The sequence below is a fragment of the Acinetobacter sp. 1125_18A genome, from assembly GCF_052824985.1.
Genome location: NZ_VTDG01000008.1, coordinates 78,732 through 95,779, shown reverse-complemented (window position 1 = coordinate 95,779; position 17,048 = coordinate 78,732). Strand labels below are relative to the sequence as shown.

Below are 17,048 nucleotides of genomic sequence, written 5' to 3'. Positions count from 1 at the left end.
AAATAGTAATAAGGAACAACAATGAACCAATATATCAATAAACCCACCCCTGCTTTTATTGCAGTCAGTTGGGTGGCTTTACTTGCTGGTGCAGCAGCCTACTGTGTCGGTTTATTCAATGCAGAAATTCTATTGAATGAAAAAGGCTATTATTTAATCCTGATCCTTTATGGTTTATTTTCTGCTGTTTCACTGCAAAAAGTTGTTCGGGATAAACTTGAAGGTCAGCAAGTTACAGCAATTTATTATGGACTGTGCTGGGCTTCAGTGGTGATCTGTATTGTTCTGCTCGCATTGGGTTTATGGAACGCGACGATGGCATTCAGTGAGAAAGGCTTTTATATCATGGCTTTTTTACTTAGTCTCTTCGGTGCTGTTGCTGTACAAAAGAATATTCGAGACTTGGAATATCTCAGAACGCATTCACAGCCTGAACTACCTCAGCCCCACCCTGTTCAGCAAGTTGAAGTTAAAGAACTAGAAACACCAGAAGATAAATTTTAATTGTTAAACAATCTATTGCTCCAAATGATAAGACTTGTCCTTTTATGACAAGTCTTTCTTTTTATCTCAATCACTTAGCTAAATTTTCACATTCAAAATCAAACCATTACTGCGTTGATATTTTTCATCATTCCACAATGAATATCTTTGCCAATTGATTCACAGAAATATTAAATAAAATGCAATGAAATCCTTATTTTTGATAGATTTGCTATGGCTTCAATTGACTTAGAAAAAATGTTAGATAAAGTCAAAAACACACAATGGACTTTATCCGATATTGATTGGGATGCACCAGGTCGAGAGCTGGTTACAGCCGAACAATGGCCAAAACTTAAAGACTTTATGGCAGATCTGATGTGGATTGAGCATGTAGGTGCCCGTGCATTTTCGGCAATGTCAAAAAAAGCGCCAACAGCAACTTTACGGGAGATGTACGCCATCTTCCATGCCGAAGAGCAACGCCATGCCAATGCAGAAATGGCGCTCATGAAACGTTGGGGAATGTTAGATGGTGATATCCCTAAACCAAATAAAAATTTACGTTTAATTATTGAATGGCTAGATACCTATGCCGATGAAATGCCTTTTTATATTTTAGGCGCAGTGATTCCCATGCTTGAAGTGGCTTTGGATGGCGCTTTATGTACCTTTTTATTGGATACTGTAGATGATCCTGTTTGCCACCAAGCCTTTGAACTGATTAATGGTGATGAAGCACGGCATTTAGGTGTGGGTTTCAGTGTAATGGAAGCACAAGGGATCAATAAAAGCGTCATTGAGCTTGCCCAAATGGCTGCACGAGTAGTCGACCCACGTTTGATGCTGGGTATTTTGGCTTACTTACCCTTGATCAATAAAATGCGTGACAATGTCATTAAGCTCGGACTTCCTGAAGAAAAATTATATGCAGCAATGAATAAATTTTCGAAAATTGGCGGAAGAACAGCGGAAGGACGCCGTAACCCATGGTTCCAAATCATTCAATTTCATGGCAAAAATGTAGTAGATCGCAATAAAAAATGGTTCCATATCCCGATTGATGCCATGGTTAGCGTGACTGACAAGATTCCTGAAAAGTCTTTACCTAAAGTCCCAAGTTGGATATATCAATTAACGTCAGAACCCACTGCGACCAATTAGTATAAAAAGGAAATAATATGCTCGATAGGAAAAAGAGTCAAAATGAAGGTTTTTTTCAAAATCAGCCTGAATTTTTAAAACATTATAAAGGTAAAATTATTGCATCTGCTGAGATTAAACTCACCGATTTTACTGGTTTAAACGTGGCAATTATTGGTGCAAACCAACTTACAGTCACCCATCTTGGCCACGTTTTAAACAGTGCTGAATTTGTAAAAGTGTTTCAAATTACACCCGCTTTTATTTTACCGCAAACTGAAAAAGGGGTTCAAAAGTTAATCTCGCACCCTTTGATTATCAAAAACCGTCGTTTGTTTAATCATCGTGTTAAATCGATGTTAGCGATTCGTTATCTAGAGTCGCAAGTTCAGGAACAATGGTTAAAACGTCAGTTGATGCCGAACTCTGCGTTAAAGAGTAAAGTGTTTTTAAAATCCGACACCTACTATACAGCGCTACAACGTAAAAACTGTAAATTGATCACTTGGCCAGTCGTTAAAATTACTGAAAATGCCGTACAAAGTATGGAAGGAATTGAGCATTTAGTGGATGTGATTATTACCACTTACGAATAATAGCTTGAGAAGATTCGAGTTTAAGAGGCTTCTAGGCCTCTTAAACTTGTTAAATTCACTATTCTTTGAATTATTTGACCACACCGCTGTAACGATAACCCTGTGGAGTCTTTTGATAACGTAAATAGTTATTGGTCAGTTTGCCTGAAGCATTCACCACTAATATATCGATATTTTTTAAGTCTTTTGAGATACGGATAAAATCTTCAGCAGAACGTTCCCATCCCTGACAATCATTTTCAATGCCAATTGAATCAAGTTTTTGAGTCTTGGTTTCAAAAATGGGTTGCGCGACAAATTTGCCGTTATTCAACACAAAGGAGTGAATGCGATAGCCTCTTGAACAGGTACTATTAACAAATAGGCTGGTGACTAAATAAACGTCCTGATTTTTAATTTTGACTTGCGCAATTTTATCGATAAATCCCACTTGAGCTAACTCTTGGGACGCCAAACCATTGCTTGGCTTCACTTGAATGAAACTATATGGTTCTCTCATCGTTCCCCCAGCAGAAACGTCCATCGTATAAAATTTGATTTTTCGATCAGGACTGTAATGGATATCCAGCATATTTTTTTCAGTGAGTTTTGCAAACGAATATGCAAAACTGGATGAATCATTTTTTATTTTATTTTCAATTTCACTGGAAATTTTTTCATTGTACTGATCACATTCAGTACGCCCTGAACAGGTTTTTTGATAATATTTTTCAACCAAACCATTTTCAAAATTGCTCAATGATTCAGCATTGGTTTGTTGTGCAAATATACCTTGTACACTTACAAGCATGAAAAATGAACTTACTTTTAATATCTTATTCATATAACAAATCACACTATAAAAAATAATAAACATAAAAGAAAAAGAGCCAAATCTTGATTCAGCTCAATACTAGTCTTACACCACATCACACATCAAAAATTATAAGGATGGATTATCCAATACGACGTTTAAGCCCTGTCATTTGTAAAACACGTGTTGAAATTTCTTCAATCGACATCTCTGAAACATTTAAATATTTAATCCCTTCAGAAATATAGATCCCTTCAACAGCACGTAGCTCCATCTGACACTGCGAAAAGCTCGCATAACGACTATTGGCTTTACGTTCAGAACGAATGGCAACGAGACGTTCAGCATCAATCATCAAACCAAATAATTTATTTTTATGTTCTTTCAGTACCGCAGGTAAACGATTATCGTCTAAATCTTCTTCGGTTAATGGGTAGTTTGCAACTCGAATACCAAACTGCAAAGATAAATAAATTGAAGTTGGGGTTTTACCAGAACGCGATACGCCGATCAGGATTAAATCTGCTTTGTCATAATGACGGGTACGTGCCCCATCATCGTTATCCAAAGCAAAATGAACAGCATCAATACGTGCTTTATACGACTCAGAATCCGTCACAGCATGGGTTTGTCCGACTAAAGTTGTAGGCGGTGTACCTAAAACGTCCGACAACTTACTAATAAGCCCTTCAAAAACATCAAGATTTACAGCATTTGCAGTATTGATAATGTCACGAACATAAGGGTCAACCAAAGTATCGAATACCAAAGGTTGTTGACCATCTTTATCCGCCCTTTTATTGATTTCTTCGACCACATTCATTGCAGCTTCTTCAGAGGTAATATAGGGAATAATATGGATATCAAACTTTACATGAGGAAATTGCGCTAATAATGAATGCCCAAGGGTTTCAGCCGTAATCGCTGTACCATCAGAAATAAAAAATACGCTCCGCTTTATTTGGTTACTTTCTGACATTAAAAATCTCCTCAAACATTTGTCTTAGCGATGTATAATCTTTATAGTAAGCCCATCTTACATGACTATCACTTAGTTGAATCAAAATGCTAAGTTTTTTGTTATAATTTCATGCCAAGATAGTGATTAATACTGCATAAGTGGAGTAACAACTTTGGAAGCACGCGTAATCGGTCTGGAAAAACTAGGTAAACACGACGTTGAGATCGTGGGTGGTAAAAACTCTTCACTTGGGGAAATGATCAGTCATTTAGCAAATGCTGGCGTATCGGTTCCAGGTGGATTTGCAACGACTGCTGATGCATATCGCGAATTCCTAGAGCAAAGTGGCCTAAATGCTAAAATCAATGCAGAACTTGCAGCATTAAATGTTGATGATGTAATCGCACTTGCAGAAACTGGTGCAAAAATCCGTCAATGGATTGTAGAAACTCCACTTACTACAGGTCTAGAGACTGAAGTTCGCGAAGCATTTGCTGCCCTTTCTAACGGTAATCCTGACATCGCTGTTGCGGTACGTTCTTCTGCAACTGCTGAAGACTTACCAGATGCTTCATTTGCGGGTCAACAAGAAACTTTCTTAAACATTCGTGGGATCGACAACGTTCTTATCGCAATTAAAGAAGTTTTTGCTTCACTTTATAATGACCGTGCCATTGCTTACCGTGTACACCAAAATTTTGCACATGATATTGTTGCGCTTTCTGCTGGTATTCAGCGTATGGTTCGCTCTGAAACGGGTGCTGCAGGTGTAATGTTTACACTTGATACAGAATCTGGTTTCCGTGAAGCAGTATTTATTACTGCTTCTTACGGTTTGGGGGAAATGGTTGTACAAGGTGCAGTAAACCCAGATGAATTCTATGTTTCTAAGCCACTTCTAAGAAATGGCAAACATGCCGTTATTCGCCGTAATCTTGGTTCTAAACACCAAAAAATGATTTATGGTGAAGAAGGTGCTGCGGGTAAATCTGTTGTGGTTGTTGATGTTGAAAAAACAGATCGTCAGCAATTTGCTTTAAATGATTTAGAGCTTCAAGAACTTGCTAAACAAGCCTTGATCATTGAAGAACATTATCAAGCGCCGATGGATATCGAATGGGCAAAAGACGGTGATGATGGTCAAATATATATCGTTCAAGCACGCCCTGAAACTGTAAAAAGCCGTGAGAATGTCGGCACAATGGAACGTTACCTGCTTAAACAAAAAGGTACAGTTCTTTGTGAAGGTCGTTCAATTGGTCAACGTATTGGTTCTGGTAAAGTTCGTATCGTTACTTCGATTAAAGAAATGGACAAAGTACAAGAAGGTGATGTTCTTGTATCAGACATGACTGACCCAGATTGGGAACCAGTGATGAAACGTGCGGCTGCAATTGTAACTAACCGTGGTGGTCGTACTTGTCATGCGGCAATTATTGCCCGTGAACTTGGTGTTCCTGCCATCGTAGGTTGTGGTAATGCAACAGAAGTGCTTGTTGATGGTCAAGAAGTCACTGTTTCTTGTGCTGAAGGTGATACAGGCTTTATTTATGAAGGTGCGTTAGATTTCGAAATTCAACGTAACTCGATCGAATCTATGCCAAAACTTCCGTTCAAAATTATGATGAACGTAGGTAACCCTGACCGTGCATTTGACTTTGCTCAAATTCCAAACGAAGGGATCGGTCTTGCACGTTTAGAATTCATCATCAACCGTATGATTGGTGTGCATCCAAAAGCTTTGTTAAACATCGACAGCCTACCACGCGAAACACGTGCGGCAGTTCTGGCACGTACTGCAGGTTATGCATCACCGATTGAATTCTATGTTGAAAAATTGGTTGAAGGTATTTCTACCCTTGCAGCTGCATTTGCTGACAAACCAGTGATTGTTCGTATGTCTGACTTTAAGTCAAATGAATATGCGAACTTGATTGGTGGTAAGCTTTACGAGCCTGAAGAAGAAAACCCAATGCTTGGTTTCCGTGGTGCGAGCCGTTATGTATCTGATAACTTCCGTGACTGCTTCGAACTCGAATGCCGTGCATTGAAAAAAGCACGTGATGAAATGGGTTTAACCAACATTCAAATCATGATTCCTTTTGTACGTACAGTATCTGAAGCGAAACGTGTTATTGAGTTATTGGCTCAGAACGGTCTTAGACGTGGTGAAAACGGTCTTAAAGTGATCATGATGTGTGAGTTACCAACAAACGCATTACTTGCTGAACAATTCCTTGAACACTTCGATGGTTTCTCTATCGGTTCAAATGACTTAACTCAGCTAACTCTTGGTTTAGACCGTGACTCTGGTATCGTTTCTCACTTGTTTGACGAACGTGATCCAGCAGTAAAAGCATTACTTTCTATGGCAATTCATGCTTGCCGTAAAGCGGGTAAATATGTAGGTATCTGTGGTCAAGGTCCTTCTGATCACCCTGATCTTGCAAAATGGTTAATGGAACAAGGTATCGAATCTGTTTCATTAAACCCAGACTCAGTTTTAGATACTTGGTTCTTCCTTGCAGAAGAAAAGATTAAACAATCTTAATCAAAGCTGTTTAAAAAGACCCTCTAGCAGGGTCTTTTTTATGTATATTTTTTAAAACTTTGATTTTAATATTCTATTAAATATCAGATTTAAGATTACTAGTTTTTAACGTAGATACAAACATTTTATATAGTTTCTGTATTAAGTTTTCACATCTGTGTTTGAATGTTAAACCAAGTTTCACAGTCACCGGTCTGCTGCTAAATAGGTTAATTTTTCTTGATATTTTAAGATTTCGTGTAAATTTAATGTTAATACATTCAAAAATCTAGTATACATAGTGGTTTAAAAAAGTAGGTGAACAAAGTTGCGGTTATGTTCATTTTCATCTACCAATTTTGTACTTTTAGATTTATTTTGAGAATTGAGTTTTATGCAAATTTACTTGGCGAGAAATAACCAACAAGCTGGTCCGTATTCAATTGAACAACTGAATCAAATGCTTGCAAGCCAGCAAGTGCTTTTAACAGATTTAGCTTGGCATCAAGGATTAACGGAATGGAAAGCGCTTGGTGAACTTACACAAGGTAAACTTGTTTATGAGCCTATTGGTTATGTCACACCAATGTCATCAAACAACGAACAAATTGATCGTCAAGAAAATCCTGCTATCACCAATATAAAAATTGAAAAAAGTACAAAAAAAATCATTAAAGCAGCACCTGTAGGTAAACGAATTTCAGCTAAACTTATCGACTTCGCCCTTTTGTTTTTACCCCAATTCATCGCTATTGCTTATTTTATGCCTGAAGATGCAATCAAAGTTGCTTCAGATGGTTTCTCAGTAGATAACCAAGTTAAAATTGCGGAAATGATCAGTCAAAGTATGCCGGCCTACCTGAATATTGCTCTGATGATCTTTGTACTTATTCTCTTGATCACTCAATGCTTTATGATTACCAAATTTGGACAATCTATTGGTAAAAAAATATTCAAACTGCAAATTGTTGATGTCAATACCAATCAATTGCCAGGGTCGCTAAGAGGATTTTTCGTTCGTTCATTCTTATTTCTTATCCTGTCTCAAGTTATGAGTGTATTACCTCTGATTGCCATCATTTTCATTGTTGATTTGTTCATGTTTTTCTCTAAAGAGAATTATGCATTACATGATCGTATTTCTAAAACCAAAGTTATTGATCTTTCAGAATAATTCAAATGGCGGTTATACCGCCATTTTTTATCGCTCGCCAAGCACAAAATAATAATTTATGTTTTTGTTTTCCTTATAATTCCGACTAAAAATATCAGGTATTTTTACATCAATATATTCAACCTCTATGTATAGCTAAGTTTGACGATATGAGGCATAATGCCCTACAACGTAGCGGTGTCAGATCATTGAGAATGTTTTCTATTTAGAAATAATAGTCATTTTCAATCATGCGGCACTTTAATCGCTATCCCATATTTATATAGGGAATGGGACTCTTCACCGAGGTTGTAAAATGAGACAAACGACTTTAGCTGTATTGTCTTTATCTGCGATCGCCGCACTCTTAACTGGGTGTGGTGGTGATATAGTACTTCTAAACTCTAAAGGTCCAGTCGCTGAAGGTCAAAGTAGCCTGATGATGACTGCGATCTACTTAATGCTATTGGTCGTAATTCCTTCGATCTTGATGGCATTGTGGTTTGGTTGGAAATATCGCGCGTCAAATAAAGATGCAGACTATAAACCTACATGGGCACACTCTACTGCGATTGAAATTGTAGTATGGGGTATCCCGTGTATTATTATTGCTATTCTTGCGTATTTAACATGGTGGGGTTCACACAAATATGACCCTTACAGACCGTTAACGAATACTCAAGGTCAGATGGAAGAACATTTAAAAATTCAAGCAGTCGCTGAACAGTTTAAATGGGTATTTATCTATCCTGAACAACAAATAGCTACAATTAACGAAGTTCGTTTCCCAGTCAATAAACCAATTGAATTTCAAATCACTTCTAACTTTACAATGAACTCGTTCTTCATTCCTAAGTTAGCAGGTCAGGTTTATGCAATGGCAGGTATGCAAACTAAGTTACATATGCTTGCAGAACATCCAAGTCCAGTAGATGGCTACCGTGGATTCTCAGCAAACTATAGCGGCTATGGCTTTACGCAAATGCGTTTCAGAGCTCATGCTGTTTCAGATGCTGACTTCAACACTTGGGTAGACGCTATTAAAGCAGGTAAAGGTACTTCAATTAATCCTGAAGCGATCCAAAAAACCACGCTTGATGCGACTGAATTTGCTACGCTCAAAGATGGTGATCGTTCTAAACACCAAATTGAAGCAATGCTGAAGAATGCGCATACTCCAGAAGAACTTAAAGCTGCACACGAAGCTGAACGTAAAGGTCCATTCCCTACTAAGCCTCATCCTGTGACTTATTATTCTTCAGTTACGCCTGACTTGTTCAAAAGCATTATCAACACTTACATGAGCAACTACCATGGTGCAGACCATGCAGGCGCTGAACATGCAGGTGCTGAACATGCAACTGCTTCTGTAGGGGAATAAGACATGTCTTTGTTATTAGGTAAACTCAATTGGGATGCAATCCCTAAAGAGCCGATTGTACTTGTAACAATGGTCATTATGGCTCTTGGTGCAATTGCAGTTTTCGGCGGTATCACCTATTTCAAAAAATGGGGTTATCTCTGGAATGTATGGTTTAAATCTGTAGACCATAAAAAAATTGGTATTATGTATATCCTTGTGTCTGTTGTGATGCTACTTCGTGGCTTCGCAGATGCAATCATGATGCGTCTTCAACTGTTCCTTGCAAAAGGTGGCGGTGAAGGTTACTTACATCCAGACCATTACGATCAGATCTTCACCGCACATGGTGTAATCATGATCTTCTTCGTAGCAATGGGTCTTGTTGTTGGTATGATGAACATCACTGTACCTCTTCAAATTGGTGCGCGTGACGTTGCATTCCCATTATTAAACTCTGTGAGCTTCTGGTTATTTGCTGGTGCTGCTGGTTTGATGATGGTTTCATTAGTATTAGGTGAGTTTGCTGCAACAGGTTGGATGGCTTATCCACCTCTTTCTGGCATTCAATATTCTCCTGGTGTTGGTGTTGACTACTATATCTGGGCACTCCAGGTTTCTGGTCTAGGTACGCTTTTAACGGGTGTTAACTTCTTTGTTACCATCATCAAAATGCGTGCGCCTGGTATGAAACTTATGGACATGCCGATCTTTACTTGGACTGCACTTTGTACAGCAGTATTGATCATTGCATCTTTCCCAGTATTGACTGCAACAATTGCAATGTTAACGCTAGACCGTTACTTCGGTTTCCACTTCTTCACCAATGAGCTTGGCGGTAGCCCAATGCTTTATGTGAACTTGATTTGGACATGGGGTCACCCAGAAGTATATATCTTAGTATTACCTGCTTTTGGTCTTTACTCTGAAATCGTTTCAACGTTCTCTCGTAAAACGTTGTTCGGTTACAAGTCTATGGTGTATGCAACGATTGCGATTACAGTACTTGCTTTCGTGGTATGGTTACACCACTTCTTTACCATGGGTGCTGGTGCCAACGTTAACGCGTTCTTCGGTATCATGACCATGATTATTGCGATTCCTACTGGTGTGAAAATCTTCTCATGGTTATTCACTATGTATAAGGGTCGTATTACCTTTACATCACCAATGTACTGGACACTTGGCTTCCTTGTGACTTTCGGTATCGGTGGTTTAACGGGTGTATTGATGGCTGTTCCACCAGCTGACTTCTTGGTACACAACTCTTTATTCTTGATCGCTCACTTCCATAACGTAATTATTGGTGGTGTTGTATTCGGTATGTTCGCAGGTATCACTTTCTACTGGCCAAAAATGTTTGGTTGGAAGTTAAATGAAACTTGGGGTAAAGCATCGTTCTGGTTCTGGTTCTTTGGTTTCTATTTTGCATTCATGCCACTTTATATCCTTGGTTTCATGGGTATGACACGTCGTTTGAATACATATGACAACCCTGAATGGGACCCATACTTAGCAATTGCTTTGTTTGGTGCTGTGCTTGTAGCAATCGGTATTGCTTGTTTCTTAATGCAAGTTATTGTTGGTTTCTTACAACGTCACGACAACATGGACAACACAGGCGATCCATGGGATGGTCGTGTACTTGAATGGTCTACTTCATCCCCTGCTCCGTTCTATAACTTTGCTGAAATTCCAAAAATCAATGGTATTGATACTTTCTGGAATGACAAAGAGAATGGTGTAGCGTATGCACGTCCTGAGAAATATGAAGATATTCATATGCCAACTGACCGTGCTGCTGGTTTTGTTATTGCCTTGTTCATTACAGCAATGGGCTTCGCTTTAATCTGGCATATCTGGTGGTTAGTCGTTGCAACTTTCCTTGGTGCTGTTATCAGCTTCATCGTAAGTTCATTCACTAAAAAAGTGGACTACTACGTACCAGCTGCTGAAGTAGAACGTATCGAAAACGAGCGTTATGCTTTACTTGAAAAACACTTGAAGAAGGACTAAGGATATGGCTGAAGTACTTCATCACGACAACCACGGACACGATGAACATCATCATCACGATGATACAGACATCACCGTCTTTGGTTTCTGGACATACTTGATGAGTGACTTGATTTTATTCGGTACACTCTTCATCGCGTTCGCTGTATTAAGCAGTCATATTCCGCCTGGTACTCCAAGTCCAAAAGAGTTATTTGGTGAGTCTTTAGGTTTCGTACTTGTTGAAACCTTTGCTCTCTTGATTTCTTCTGTGACTTTCGGTTTTGCGGTACTTGCTTCTTACAAGAAAAATGTCAACCAAGTGCTTATGTGGTTAATTATCACTTGGCTCTTTGGTGCAACATTCATCGGTATGGAACTTTATGAATTTAATCATTTAGTTCACGCTGGTCATGGTCCTACCCACAGTGCGTTTTTATCTGCGTTCTTTACCCTTGTAGGTACGCATGGTATCCACGTAACATCTGGTTTGGTCTGGATGATCGTGTTAATGGTTCAAATCAAGAAAAATGGTTTGACTGTTCCAAATACACGTCGTCTTGCTTGCCTAAGTTTGTTCTGGCACTTCCTTGACATCGTTTGGATCTGTGTATTCAGCGTAGTTTATTTACTGGGAGCTTTATAATGAGTCATGATCATAATGCTGCTGGTGCTTCGCACGGAAACATCAAACAATACTCTATCGGCTTCATTCTTTCTGTCGTATTGACCATCATCCCTTTCGGGATGGTGATGAAAGGAATGACTGGTGGTGCGGTTGTTGCAACGATTGCGATCACTGCGATTGCTCAGGTTCTTGTACAATTAGTTTTCTTCTTGCACATGAATTCATCTTCTGAACAACGCTGGAATGTGATTGCATTCATCTATACGATTCTGACGATTGCAGTTCTATTAATTGGTTCTGTATGGATCATGAACTACTTACATTCAAACATGATGCTCTAGGGTGTCATGTTGAAAAAATATCTATTCCTGACTAAGCCAGGAATTCTCTTTGGTAACTTCGTTACCACTTTGGGCGGCTTTTTCTTAGCCGCTCAAGGTTCTGTAGATTTCCTTTTACTTCTCATCACATTACTCGGTACTACGCTTGTCGTTGCCTCTGGCTGTGTGGTGAATAATGTCATTGACCAAGACATTGACCAAAAAATGCAACGCACAATGAATCGTGCGCTCGTCAAAAAAACTATCAGCCCAACAGTTGCTTTAATTTTTTCTGCTGTGCTCGGTTTAATTGGCTTTGCTTTGTTGTGGTTTTTTGTCAACGCCTACGCATTTGGCTTTGCTGTACTTGGCTTTGTTGTGTATGTGATTTTTTATAGTCTTTGGAGTAAACGTACTACCATTCACCAAACTGTGATTGGAAGTATTTCTGGCGCAAGCCCTCCTGTAATTGGATATACTGCTGTTTCCAACGGATTTGATGTTGCCGCTTTGCTGATTTTTTTAGCTTATGCACTCTGGCAAATGCCACATTCTTGGGGAATTGCAATCTATCGATTTGATGATTATAAAAATGCAAATATTCCAATTTTACCTGTAGCCCGTTCAATTTTTCGCACGAAAGTTGAAAGTTTAATTTACGTTATTCTGTTTGCTGCAGTTTTAAATGGATTGTATTGTTTTGGCTATACCAACATTTTCTTCCTTATTACCTTTAATGCTTTATGTGCCTATTGGGTATATTTATCGATTATTGGATTTAAAGCTGAAAATGATCAGGTCTGGGCAAAAAAATATTTTTTGTACTCCGTCATTCTAATTACAGCGCTCAGTGTGAGCTTTAGTTTTAGTTATGTCTCCCCTGCACCTCATTTGCCACTGTTTTAAAAAAAGATAGAGTTCTCTCTATCTTTTTTTTATCTGCATAAATAAAATTAAAATATTAAAATTTTTATTATAACGATAGGCACTTTATGCTTTTTAAAAATAAAACACTGCAATATGTCTTTCTTGTCGGTTTACCTTTGGTAGTTCACCCTACTTCTAGCTTTGCTGGCGCTGCAGAAGAAATCGCATCACCAACTTTTGACCTAAACAACAATCAATATCGTATATTAAACCTCCCCATACTCTATCCAGCCAATGACAATAGAACCAACATGATGCTACTGCTAAGTGACAAAGGTTTAGCAAGTATCAAAGCATTTGAAGTTGATAAAATGAGTTTATGGGATACGTCTAGTGGCTTAGTTCCTTTTTACCCTACCGAATTAACTCAAGCATCTGAAAATAAGATTCCAAACAAACGTGCTTTTTATGATGCAAATGATCACGTCTATGATGAGCGCTGTATAACGCTCAAATCTGGTGCTGAAGTTTTTCTTCAACAGGTTTCAAATCACAAGAAAATATCTCAAGACGAAAAAAGCAGCTTGTTAGAACAACGAAATCAGATCAAAAATTGTCAACAAAGCATTCCACTGATTCAAGTCAATGCACAATGGACACAGTCCGCTCAACAGTATGCTTCTTATTTAAATGGGATCATTTTATTTTATAAAGCTAACTATTCCTCAGCAACTAAAATATTTAAAGCACTAAGCCAAATTGATGACCCTTGGTTAAAAGAAACAGCTCAATACATGCTCATCCGTACGACTTTAAATGAGCTGTATAGCCAGTCATTAGGAACTTATGGTGATTTAGATACTCAGAAAGTTAATCAAGTACTTCTTAAAACTTTTTTTAATCGAATTACTGATTATTTTAAGCTTTATCCTAAAGGTCAATACGTAGCCAGTGCCAGAGGCTTTTTACGCCGAGGCTACTGGATTGCCAATCAACAAGATGCGCTAGTCAAAGAGATGATTTGGCAGATGGACCACCCCACATCAGATTATTACAATCTCGATATGTCCACATTGCCGGCCGAAATAGATCGCAAGGTATTTGGTTTAGAAAACTTCAACGCAAAAACACTCAACGATCCTTTCTTTTTAGCCATCTATGATCTGATGTATATGCGTCAAAGTGATTCTACACAGTACCGGCCAATTAGCTGGTCCGAGTTAAATGCACAAAAACCTGTATTTAAGGAGCAACCTGAGTTGTTCCATTATTTACAAGCCGTTCATTTATATTTTATTCAGAAAAAACCGCAAGATGCGTTAAATTATTTACCAAAACAAAAACCCAATTCCATTCAAAATTATTTAGAACTCAGCCAATATACGCTTAAAGGGGTCATTCTTGAAAAAAGTAGTGATAAAAATCTGGTTGAACAATATTGGGATCATTTACTCGCAATTTCTGCTAATCCTTATCAAAAAGCTTTGGCAGAAGTCGCCCTAGCGATTCACTATAAAAACACCAATAACCAAAATGCTTTTTTAGGAAAACATTCAAAAATCAAACAAGCAAGCTTACAGAAAGCATTCATTACTCAAATTGCCGATGTCAAAGCTTTGGAAAGTATCATTACTGCCAAAGACAGTTCAGCTGATAAAAAAAATCTGGCTTTGTATACATTATTAGATAAAAGCTTAATGACTCAAAACTATGCGGTATTCAATAAAGCCTATACCACTTGGTTACCTCAAGATGCCTCAGAATACAAAGCATACAACAGTAAAATTAAAGCTTATAAGTCAGAACCCCACTTCGAAGTTTTTGTTTGGAATGGTCATGAAATTACACCAACACTCAAATGCCCTAAATTAAGTACCTTAACAGCTGGCTTAGAAAAAAATCCGAAAAATTTAACTTATCGTTTATGCCTAGGCGAATATATGCGTAATCAAGGCACTGCTTTAGAAAATTTTTATGGTGACTATTACTATGGTCCAAGTTTTAGCCAGCCGAAAAATGCCTTTACAGGTGAAACTTTTAGTCGTGGTGAGGTCTATAAGGAAATTATTAAATCGAATTCTAAAAGTGAATTACAAGCTTATGCTCTTTATCGCGCTGTTATGTGTTATTCGCCGAGTAGTATAAATGTCTGTGGTGGAAAAGAGGCCACAAAATCCACACGCAAACAATGGTACGCACAAATTAAACGTGACTATCCAAATACCACATGGGCAAAATCTTTAAAATATTATTGGTAGCTGATTCATGCTTAAACAGATTTTCTCGGCTCTACTGACAATTCAATGTTGTTTAGGATTAATGGCATGTCAACCGAGTCAATCCGCGACAGCCTCAGATCAGGTCAATGCAAATAACTATGATGCTTTTTGGATTTGGGGAAATATCAAGTCTGCGCCTTATTTAAGTAAAGCAAAGGAAATCTATATTTTACAAGGTGAAGTTAGGCTGGAGAAAAATTCCAACCAATCTATCTTGATCCAACAAGGCATTTCTGTGGTTAAAATTCCACATCAGAAAGTATGGTTGGTTTTTCAAAATCATCATTTAAATTGGCAAGGCACTGAAATAGAAAAAATTTTACAACGCGCCCGACAGTGGGAAAGCGCAGGCAATCACATTCAAGGTATTCAAATTGACTTTGATGCACCAACTAAAAATTTAAAAGCGTATGGCTTGTTTCTACAACAGCTTAGAAAACAGTTACCACAACATTATCAACTCAGCATCACCAGTTTGATGGATTGGGCCAATCTGCGTGATCCAGTTACACTTAGGCTATTTAGAGAAAATATTGATGAAATGGTGATTCAAACCTATCAAGGCTCTACGACTATTCCAAATTATCAGACTTATTTAACCAAGGCTTCAACATTGAAACTGCCTTATAAAATTGGCTTGGTACAACATGGTAAATGGGATCAGCAACTTAAATTTGATACTGATCCAAACTTTAAGGGCTTTGTGGTGTTTTTATTACGACAAAATAAATCATGAATTAATCCAATCAATAAATTCACGTTTTTATTTTAGTCAATTTTACTTCTAATTGATTAACCCAATTAACTTCCAAAAAAAACTGAATCATGCTCAAACCGAGCAAATAATGCATCCATTTTTCCTGTATATTTCATATCCAGTTGATGCCATAATTTTTTCGGAAGTGGAATAAATTCTAATGTGTCTGAACCATCAGAAGCTTTGCAGAAACGGATTTCATACTCAGGTTGTAAAATTTCATTGAGTGACCGTAGTGTGGTATCACGATCAGCACCTTCTCCTTGATAAGGAATCAACAATGATTTTTCACCATAATGAATTGTGATGCTAAAACCTTGTTGATTTTCAGCATCTTCAAGTTCAGCAGACAATTGTCCAGTTTCTAAAATATTTTCACAATAGTCAATAATTGCATCATCCTCTTCTCTCCAATCCACCACCATGACAATGTCATAACGACCATCAAAAACATCAAAGTAGAAGTCTTGTGTAGGGTTTTCAATATAAGATTCAATTGTTTCAAGTTTTTCAGCGCTGTAGTTTGTCATTTTAGCGATCCATATTTTTATTCATTTTCAATCTAAATAGGTACAAGATGAAATTCAATCTCGGGGCTGTAAAATTTTAGTGGTTATTCCAATAAATATTTGAATATTAAATTGTGTTTACGCACAAACTTTCCTATAATAAGCGCTCGCAATTTTTGCGGCACAATCTATTGACTTTTAAACTGTTGTTTAAAGTTTATGCTGATTGTGACTCCTTGCTTCAATCTTTTTAAGGTTGGGGCTGTATAAACCGTAAGGAGCTGACAATGCGTCACTACGAAATCGTAATTCTGGTACACCCAGACCAAAGCGATCAAGTTGTGGGAATGGTAGAACGCTACATTTCTCACATCAAAGATGCTGAAGGTCAAATTCATCGTCTTGAAGATTGGGGCCGTCGCCAATTGGCTTACCCAATTAACAAAATCCATAAAGCGCATTACATTTTAATGAACATTGAATGTAACCAAACTACGCTTAATGAATTAGAAGAATTGTTCCGTTATAACGATGCAATCCTTCGTAACGTGATTATCCGTCGTGAAAACGCAATCACTGAAGAATCTTTACTCGCTAAGAGTGCTGAAGAAAAACGTGCGCGTAAAGCTCAACGTGAAGAAGCACAACAAGCTCAAGATTCTGTTGAAGCATAA

16 protein-coding genes are annotated in these 17,048 nt (G+C 37.9%); 13 read left to right on the top strand and 3 right to left on the bottom strand.

The window, feature by feature from the left end; translation table 11 throughout:
- Nucleotides 1-21 precede the first annotated feature (21 nt).
- The 3 genes from yiaA to FY049_RS14855 all read left to right on the top strand — a co-directional run bounded on the left by yiaA (nt 22) and on the right by FY049_RS14855 (nt 2,222).
- On the top strand, nt 22-504 hold the full coding sequence (gene yiaA, locus FY049_RS14865; protein WP_004719371.1) for an inner membrane protein YiaA: 483 nt from the start codon (nt 22-24) through the stop codon (nt 502-504).
- A gap of 213 nt (nt 505-717) precedes the next feature.
- On the top strand, nt 718-1,647 hold the full coding sequence (locus tag FY049_RS14860; RefSeq protein ID WP_446083940.1) for a ferritin-like domain-containing protein: 930 nt from the start codon (nt 718-720) through the stop codon (nt 1,645-1,647).
- Between the two features lie 17 nt (nt 1,648-1,664).
- Complete coding sequence (locus FY049_RS14855) at nt 1,665-2,222, top strand: flavoprotein (RefSeq protein ID WP_446083939.1); 558 nt, start codon at nt 1,665-1,667, stop codon at nt 2,220-2,222.
- A gap of 70 nt (nt 2,223-2,292) precedes the next feature.
- Here FY049_RS14855 and FY049_RS14850 read toward each other — a convergent pair whose 3' ends face one another.
- Nucleotides 2,293-3,045: a hypothetical protein gene (locus FY049_RS14850; protein ID WP_446083938.1), complete on the bottom strand. Its 753-nt coding sequence runs from the start codon at nt 3,043-3,045 to the stop codon at nt 2,293-2,295.
- A gap of 112 nt (nt 3,046-3,157) precedes the next feature.
- Nucleotides 3,158-3,994, bottom strand: coding sequence for a posphoenolpyruvate synthetase regulatory kinase/phosphorylase PpsR (gene ppsR, locus FY049_RS14845; RefSeq protein WP_004719361.1), 837 nt, complete (start codon nt 3,992-3,994; stop codon nt 3,158-3,160).
- Between the two features lie 154 nt (nt 3,995-4,148).
- On the opposite strand from ppsR, the gene ppsA reads away from it, so the two are divergent.
- From ppsA to FY049_RS14800, 9 genes are all read left to right on the top strand, one after another.
- Nucleotides 4,149-6,527 (top strand): phosphoenolpyruvate synthase, encoded by a 2,379-nt coding sequence (gene ppsA / locus FY049_RS14840; RefSeq protein ID WP_004719359.1) that lies wholly within the window; start codon nt 4,149-4,151, stop codon nt 6,525-6,527.
- Between the two features lie 373 nt (nt 6,528-6,900).
- Entirely contained in the window at nt 6,901-7,680 is a 780-nt protein-coding gene (locus FY049_RS14835; protein ID WP_056512633.1) for an RDD family protein, read from the top strand.
- Nucleotides 7,681-7,975: 295 nt separating this feature from the next.
- Entirely contained in the window at nt 7,976-9,040 is a 1,065-nt protein-coding gene (gene cyoA / locus FY049_RS14830) for a ubiquinol oxidase subunit II (RefSeq protein WP_446083937.1), read from the top strand.
- Between the two features lie 3 nt (nt 9,041-9,043).
- The gene (gene cyoB, locus FY049_RS14825) at nt 9,044-11,035 is read left to right on the top strand and encodes a cytochrome o ubiquinol oxidase subunit I (RefSeq protein WP_004719352.1); all 1,992 of its coding nucleotides are present in this window, start codon (nt 9,044-9,046) and stop codon (nt 11,033-11,035) included.
- Nucleotides 11,036-11,039: 4 nt separating this feature from the next.
- Nucleotides 11,040-11,660 (top strand): cytochrome o ubiquinol oxidase subunit III, encoded by a 621-nt coding sequence (cyoC, locus tag FY049_RS14820; protein WP_004719350.1) that lies wholly within the window; start codon nt 11,040-11,042, stop codon nt 11,658-11,660.
- The gene (gene cyoD, locus FY049_RS14815) at nt 11,657-11,983 is read left to right on the top strand and encodes a cytochrome o ubiquinol oxidase subunit IV (RefSeq protein WP_171066910.1); all 327 of its coding nucleotides are present in this window, start codon (nt 11,657-11,659) and stop codon (nt 11,981-11,983) included. The genes cyoC and cyoD overlap by 4 nt, the downstream gene beginning before the upstream one ends.
- A gap of 6 nt (nt 11,984-11,989) precedes the next feature.
- A complete protein-coding gene (cyoE, locus tag FY049_RS14810; RefSeq protein ID WP_004719345.1) occupies nt 11,990-12,868 on the top strand; it encodes a heme o synthase in 879 nt (292 codons plus the stop codon).
- An 86-nt stretch (nt 12,869-12,954) separates the two neighbouring features.
- Nucleotides 12,955-15,087, top strand: a complete 2,133-nt coding sequence (locus tag FY049_RS14805) for a hypothetical protein (RefSeq protein ID WP_446083936.1) — start codon at nt 12,955-12,957, stop codon at nt 15,085-15,087.
- Nucleotides 15,088-15,094: 7 nt separating this feature from the next.
- Nucleotides 15,095-15,844, top strand: a complete 750-nt coding sequence (locus tag FY049_RS14800; protein ID WP_446083935.1) for a DUF3142 domain-containing protein — start codon at nt 15,095-15,097, stop codon at nt 15,842-15,844.
- 65 nt (nt 15,845-15,909) lie between these two features.
- Here the strand turns inward: FY049_RS14800 and FY049_RS14795 are convergent, their stop codons facing one another.
- Entirely contained in the window at nt 15,910-16,395 is a 486-nt protein-coding gene (locus tag FY049_RS14795; protein WP_446083934.1) for a hypothetical protein, read from the bottom strand.
- A gap of 266 nt (nt 16,396-16,661) precedes the next feature.
- Between FY049_RS14795 and rpsF the strand changes: the two genes are divergently transcribed.
- Nucleotides 16,662-17,048, top strand: coding sequence for a 30S ribosomal protein S6 (rpsF, locus tag FY049_RS14790; RefSeq protein ID WP_004719337.1), 387 nt, complete (start codon nt 16,662-16,664; stop codon nt 17,046-17,048).

Bases quoted from the DNA above. Each gene is read 5' to 3' on its own strand.
- yiaA (WP_004719371.1), top strand. From the start codon at position 22: ATGAACCAATATATCAATAAACCCACCCCTGCTTTTATTGCAGTCAGT.
- FY049_RS14860 (WP_446083940.1), top strand. From the start codon at position 718: ATGGCTTCAATTGACTTAGAAAAAATGTTAGATAAAGTCAAAAACACA.
- FY049_RS14855 (WP_446083939.1), top strand. From the start codon at position 1,665: ATGCTCGATAGGAAAAAGAGTCAAAATGAAGGTTTTTTTCAAAATCAG.
- FY049_RS14850 (WP_446083938.1), bottom strand. From the start codon at position 3,045: ATGAATAAGATATTAAAAGTAAGTTCATTTTTCATGCTTGTAAGTGTA.
- ppsR (WP_004719361.1), bottom strand. From the start codon at position 3,994: ATGTCAGAAAGTAACCAAATAAAGCGGAGCGTATTTTTTATTTCTGAT.
- FY049_RS14835 (WP_056512633.1), top strand. From the start codon at position 6,901: ATGCAAATTTACTTGGCGAGAAATAACCAACAAGCTGGTCCGTATTCA.
- cyoA (WP_446083937.1), top strand. From the start codon at position 7,976: ATGAGACAAACGACTTTAGCTGTATTGTCTTTATCTGCGATCGCCGCA.
- cyoB (WP_004719352.1), top strand. From the start codon at position 9,044: ATGTCTTTGTTATTAGGTAAACTCAATTGGGATGCAATCCCTAAAGAG.
- cyoC (WP_004719350.1), top strand. From the start codon at position 11,040: ATGGCTGAAGTACTTCATCACGACAACCACGGACACGATGAACATCAT.
- cyoE (WP_004719345.1), top strand. From the start codon at position 11,990: ATGTTGAAAAAATATCTATTCCTGACTAAGCCAGGAATTCTCTTTGGT.
- FY049_RS14805 (WP_446083936.1), top strand. From the start codon at position 12,955: ATGCTTTTTAAAAATAAAACACTGCAATATGTCTTTCTTGTCGGTTTA.
- FY049_RS14800 (WP_446083935.1), top strand. From the start codon at position 15,095: ATGCTTAAACAGATTTTCTCGGCTCTACTGACAATTCAATGTTGTTTA.
- FY049_RS14795 (WP_446083934.1), bottom strand. From the start codon at position 16,395: ATGACAAACTACAGCGCTGAAAAACTTGAAACAATTGAATCTTATATT.
- rpsF (WP_004719337.1), top strand. From the start codon at position 16,662: ATGCGTCACTACGAAATCGTAATTCTGGTACACCCAGACCAAAGCGAT.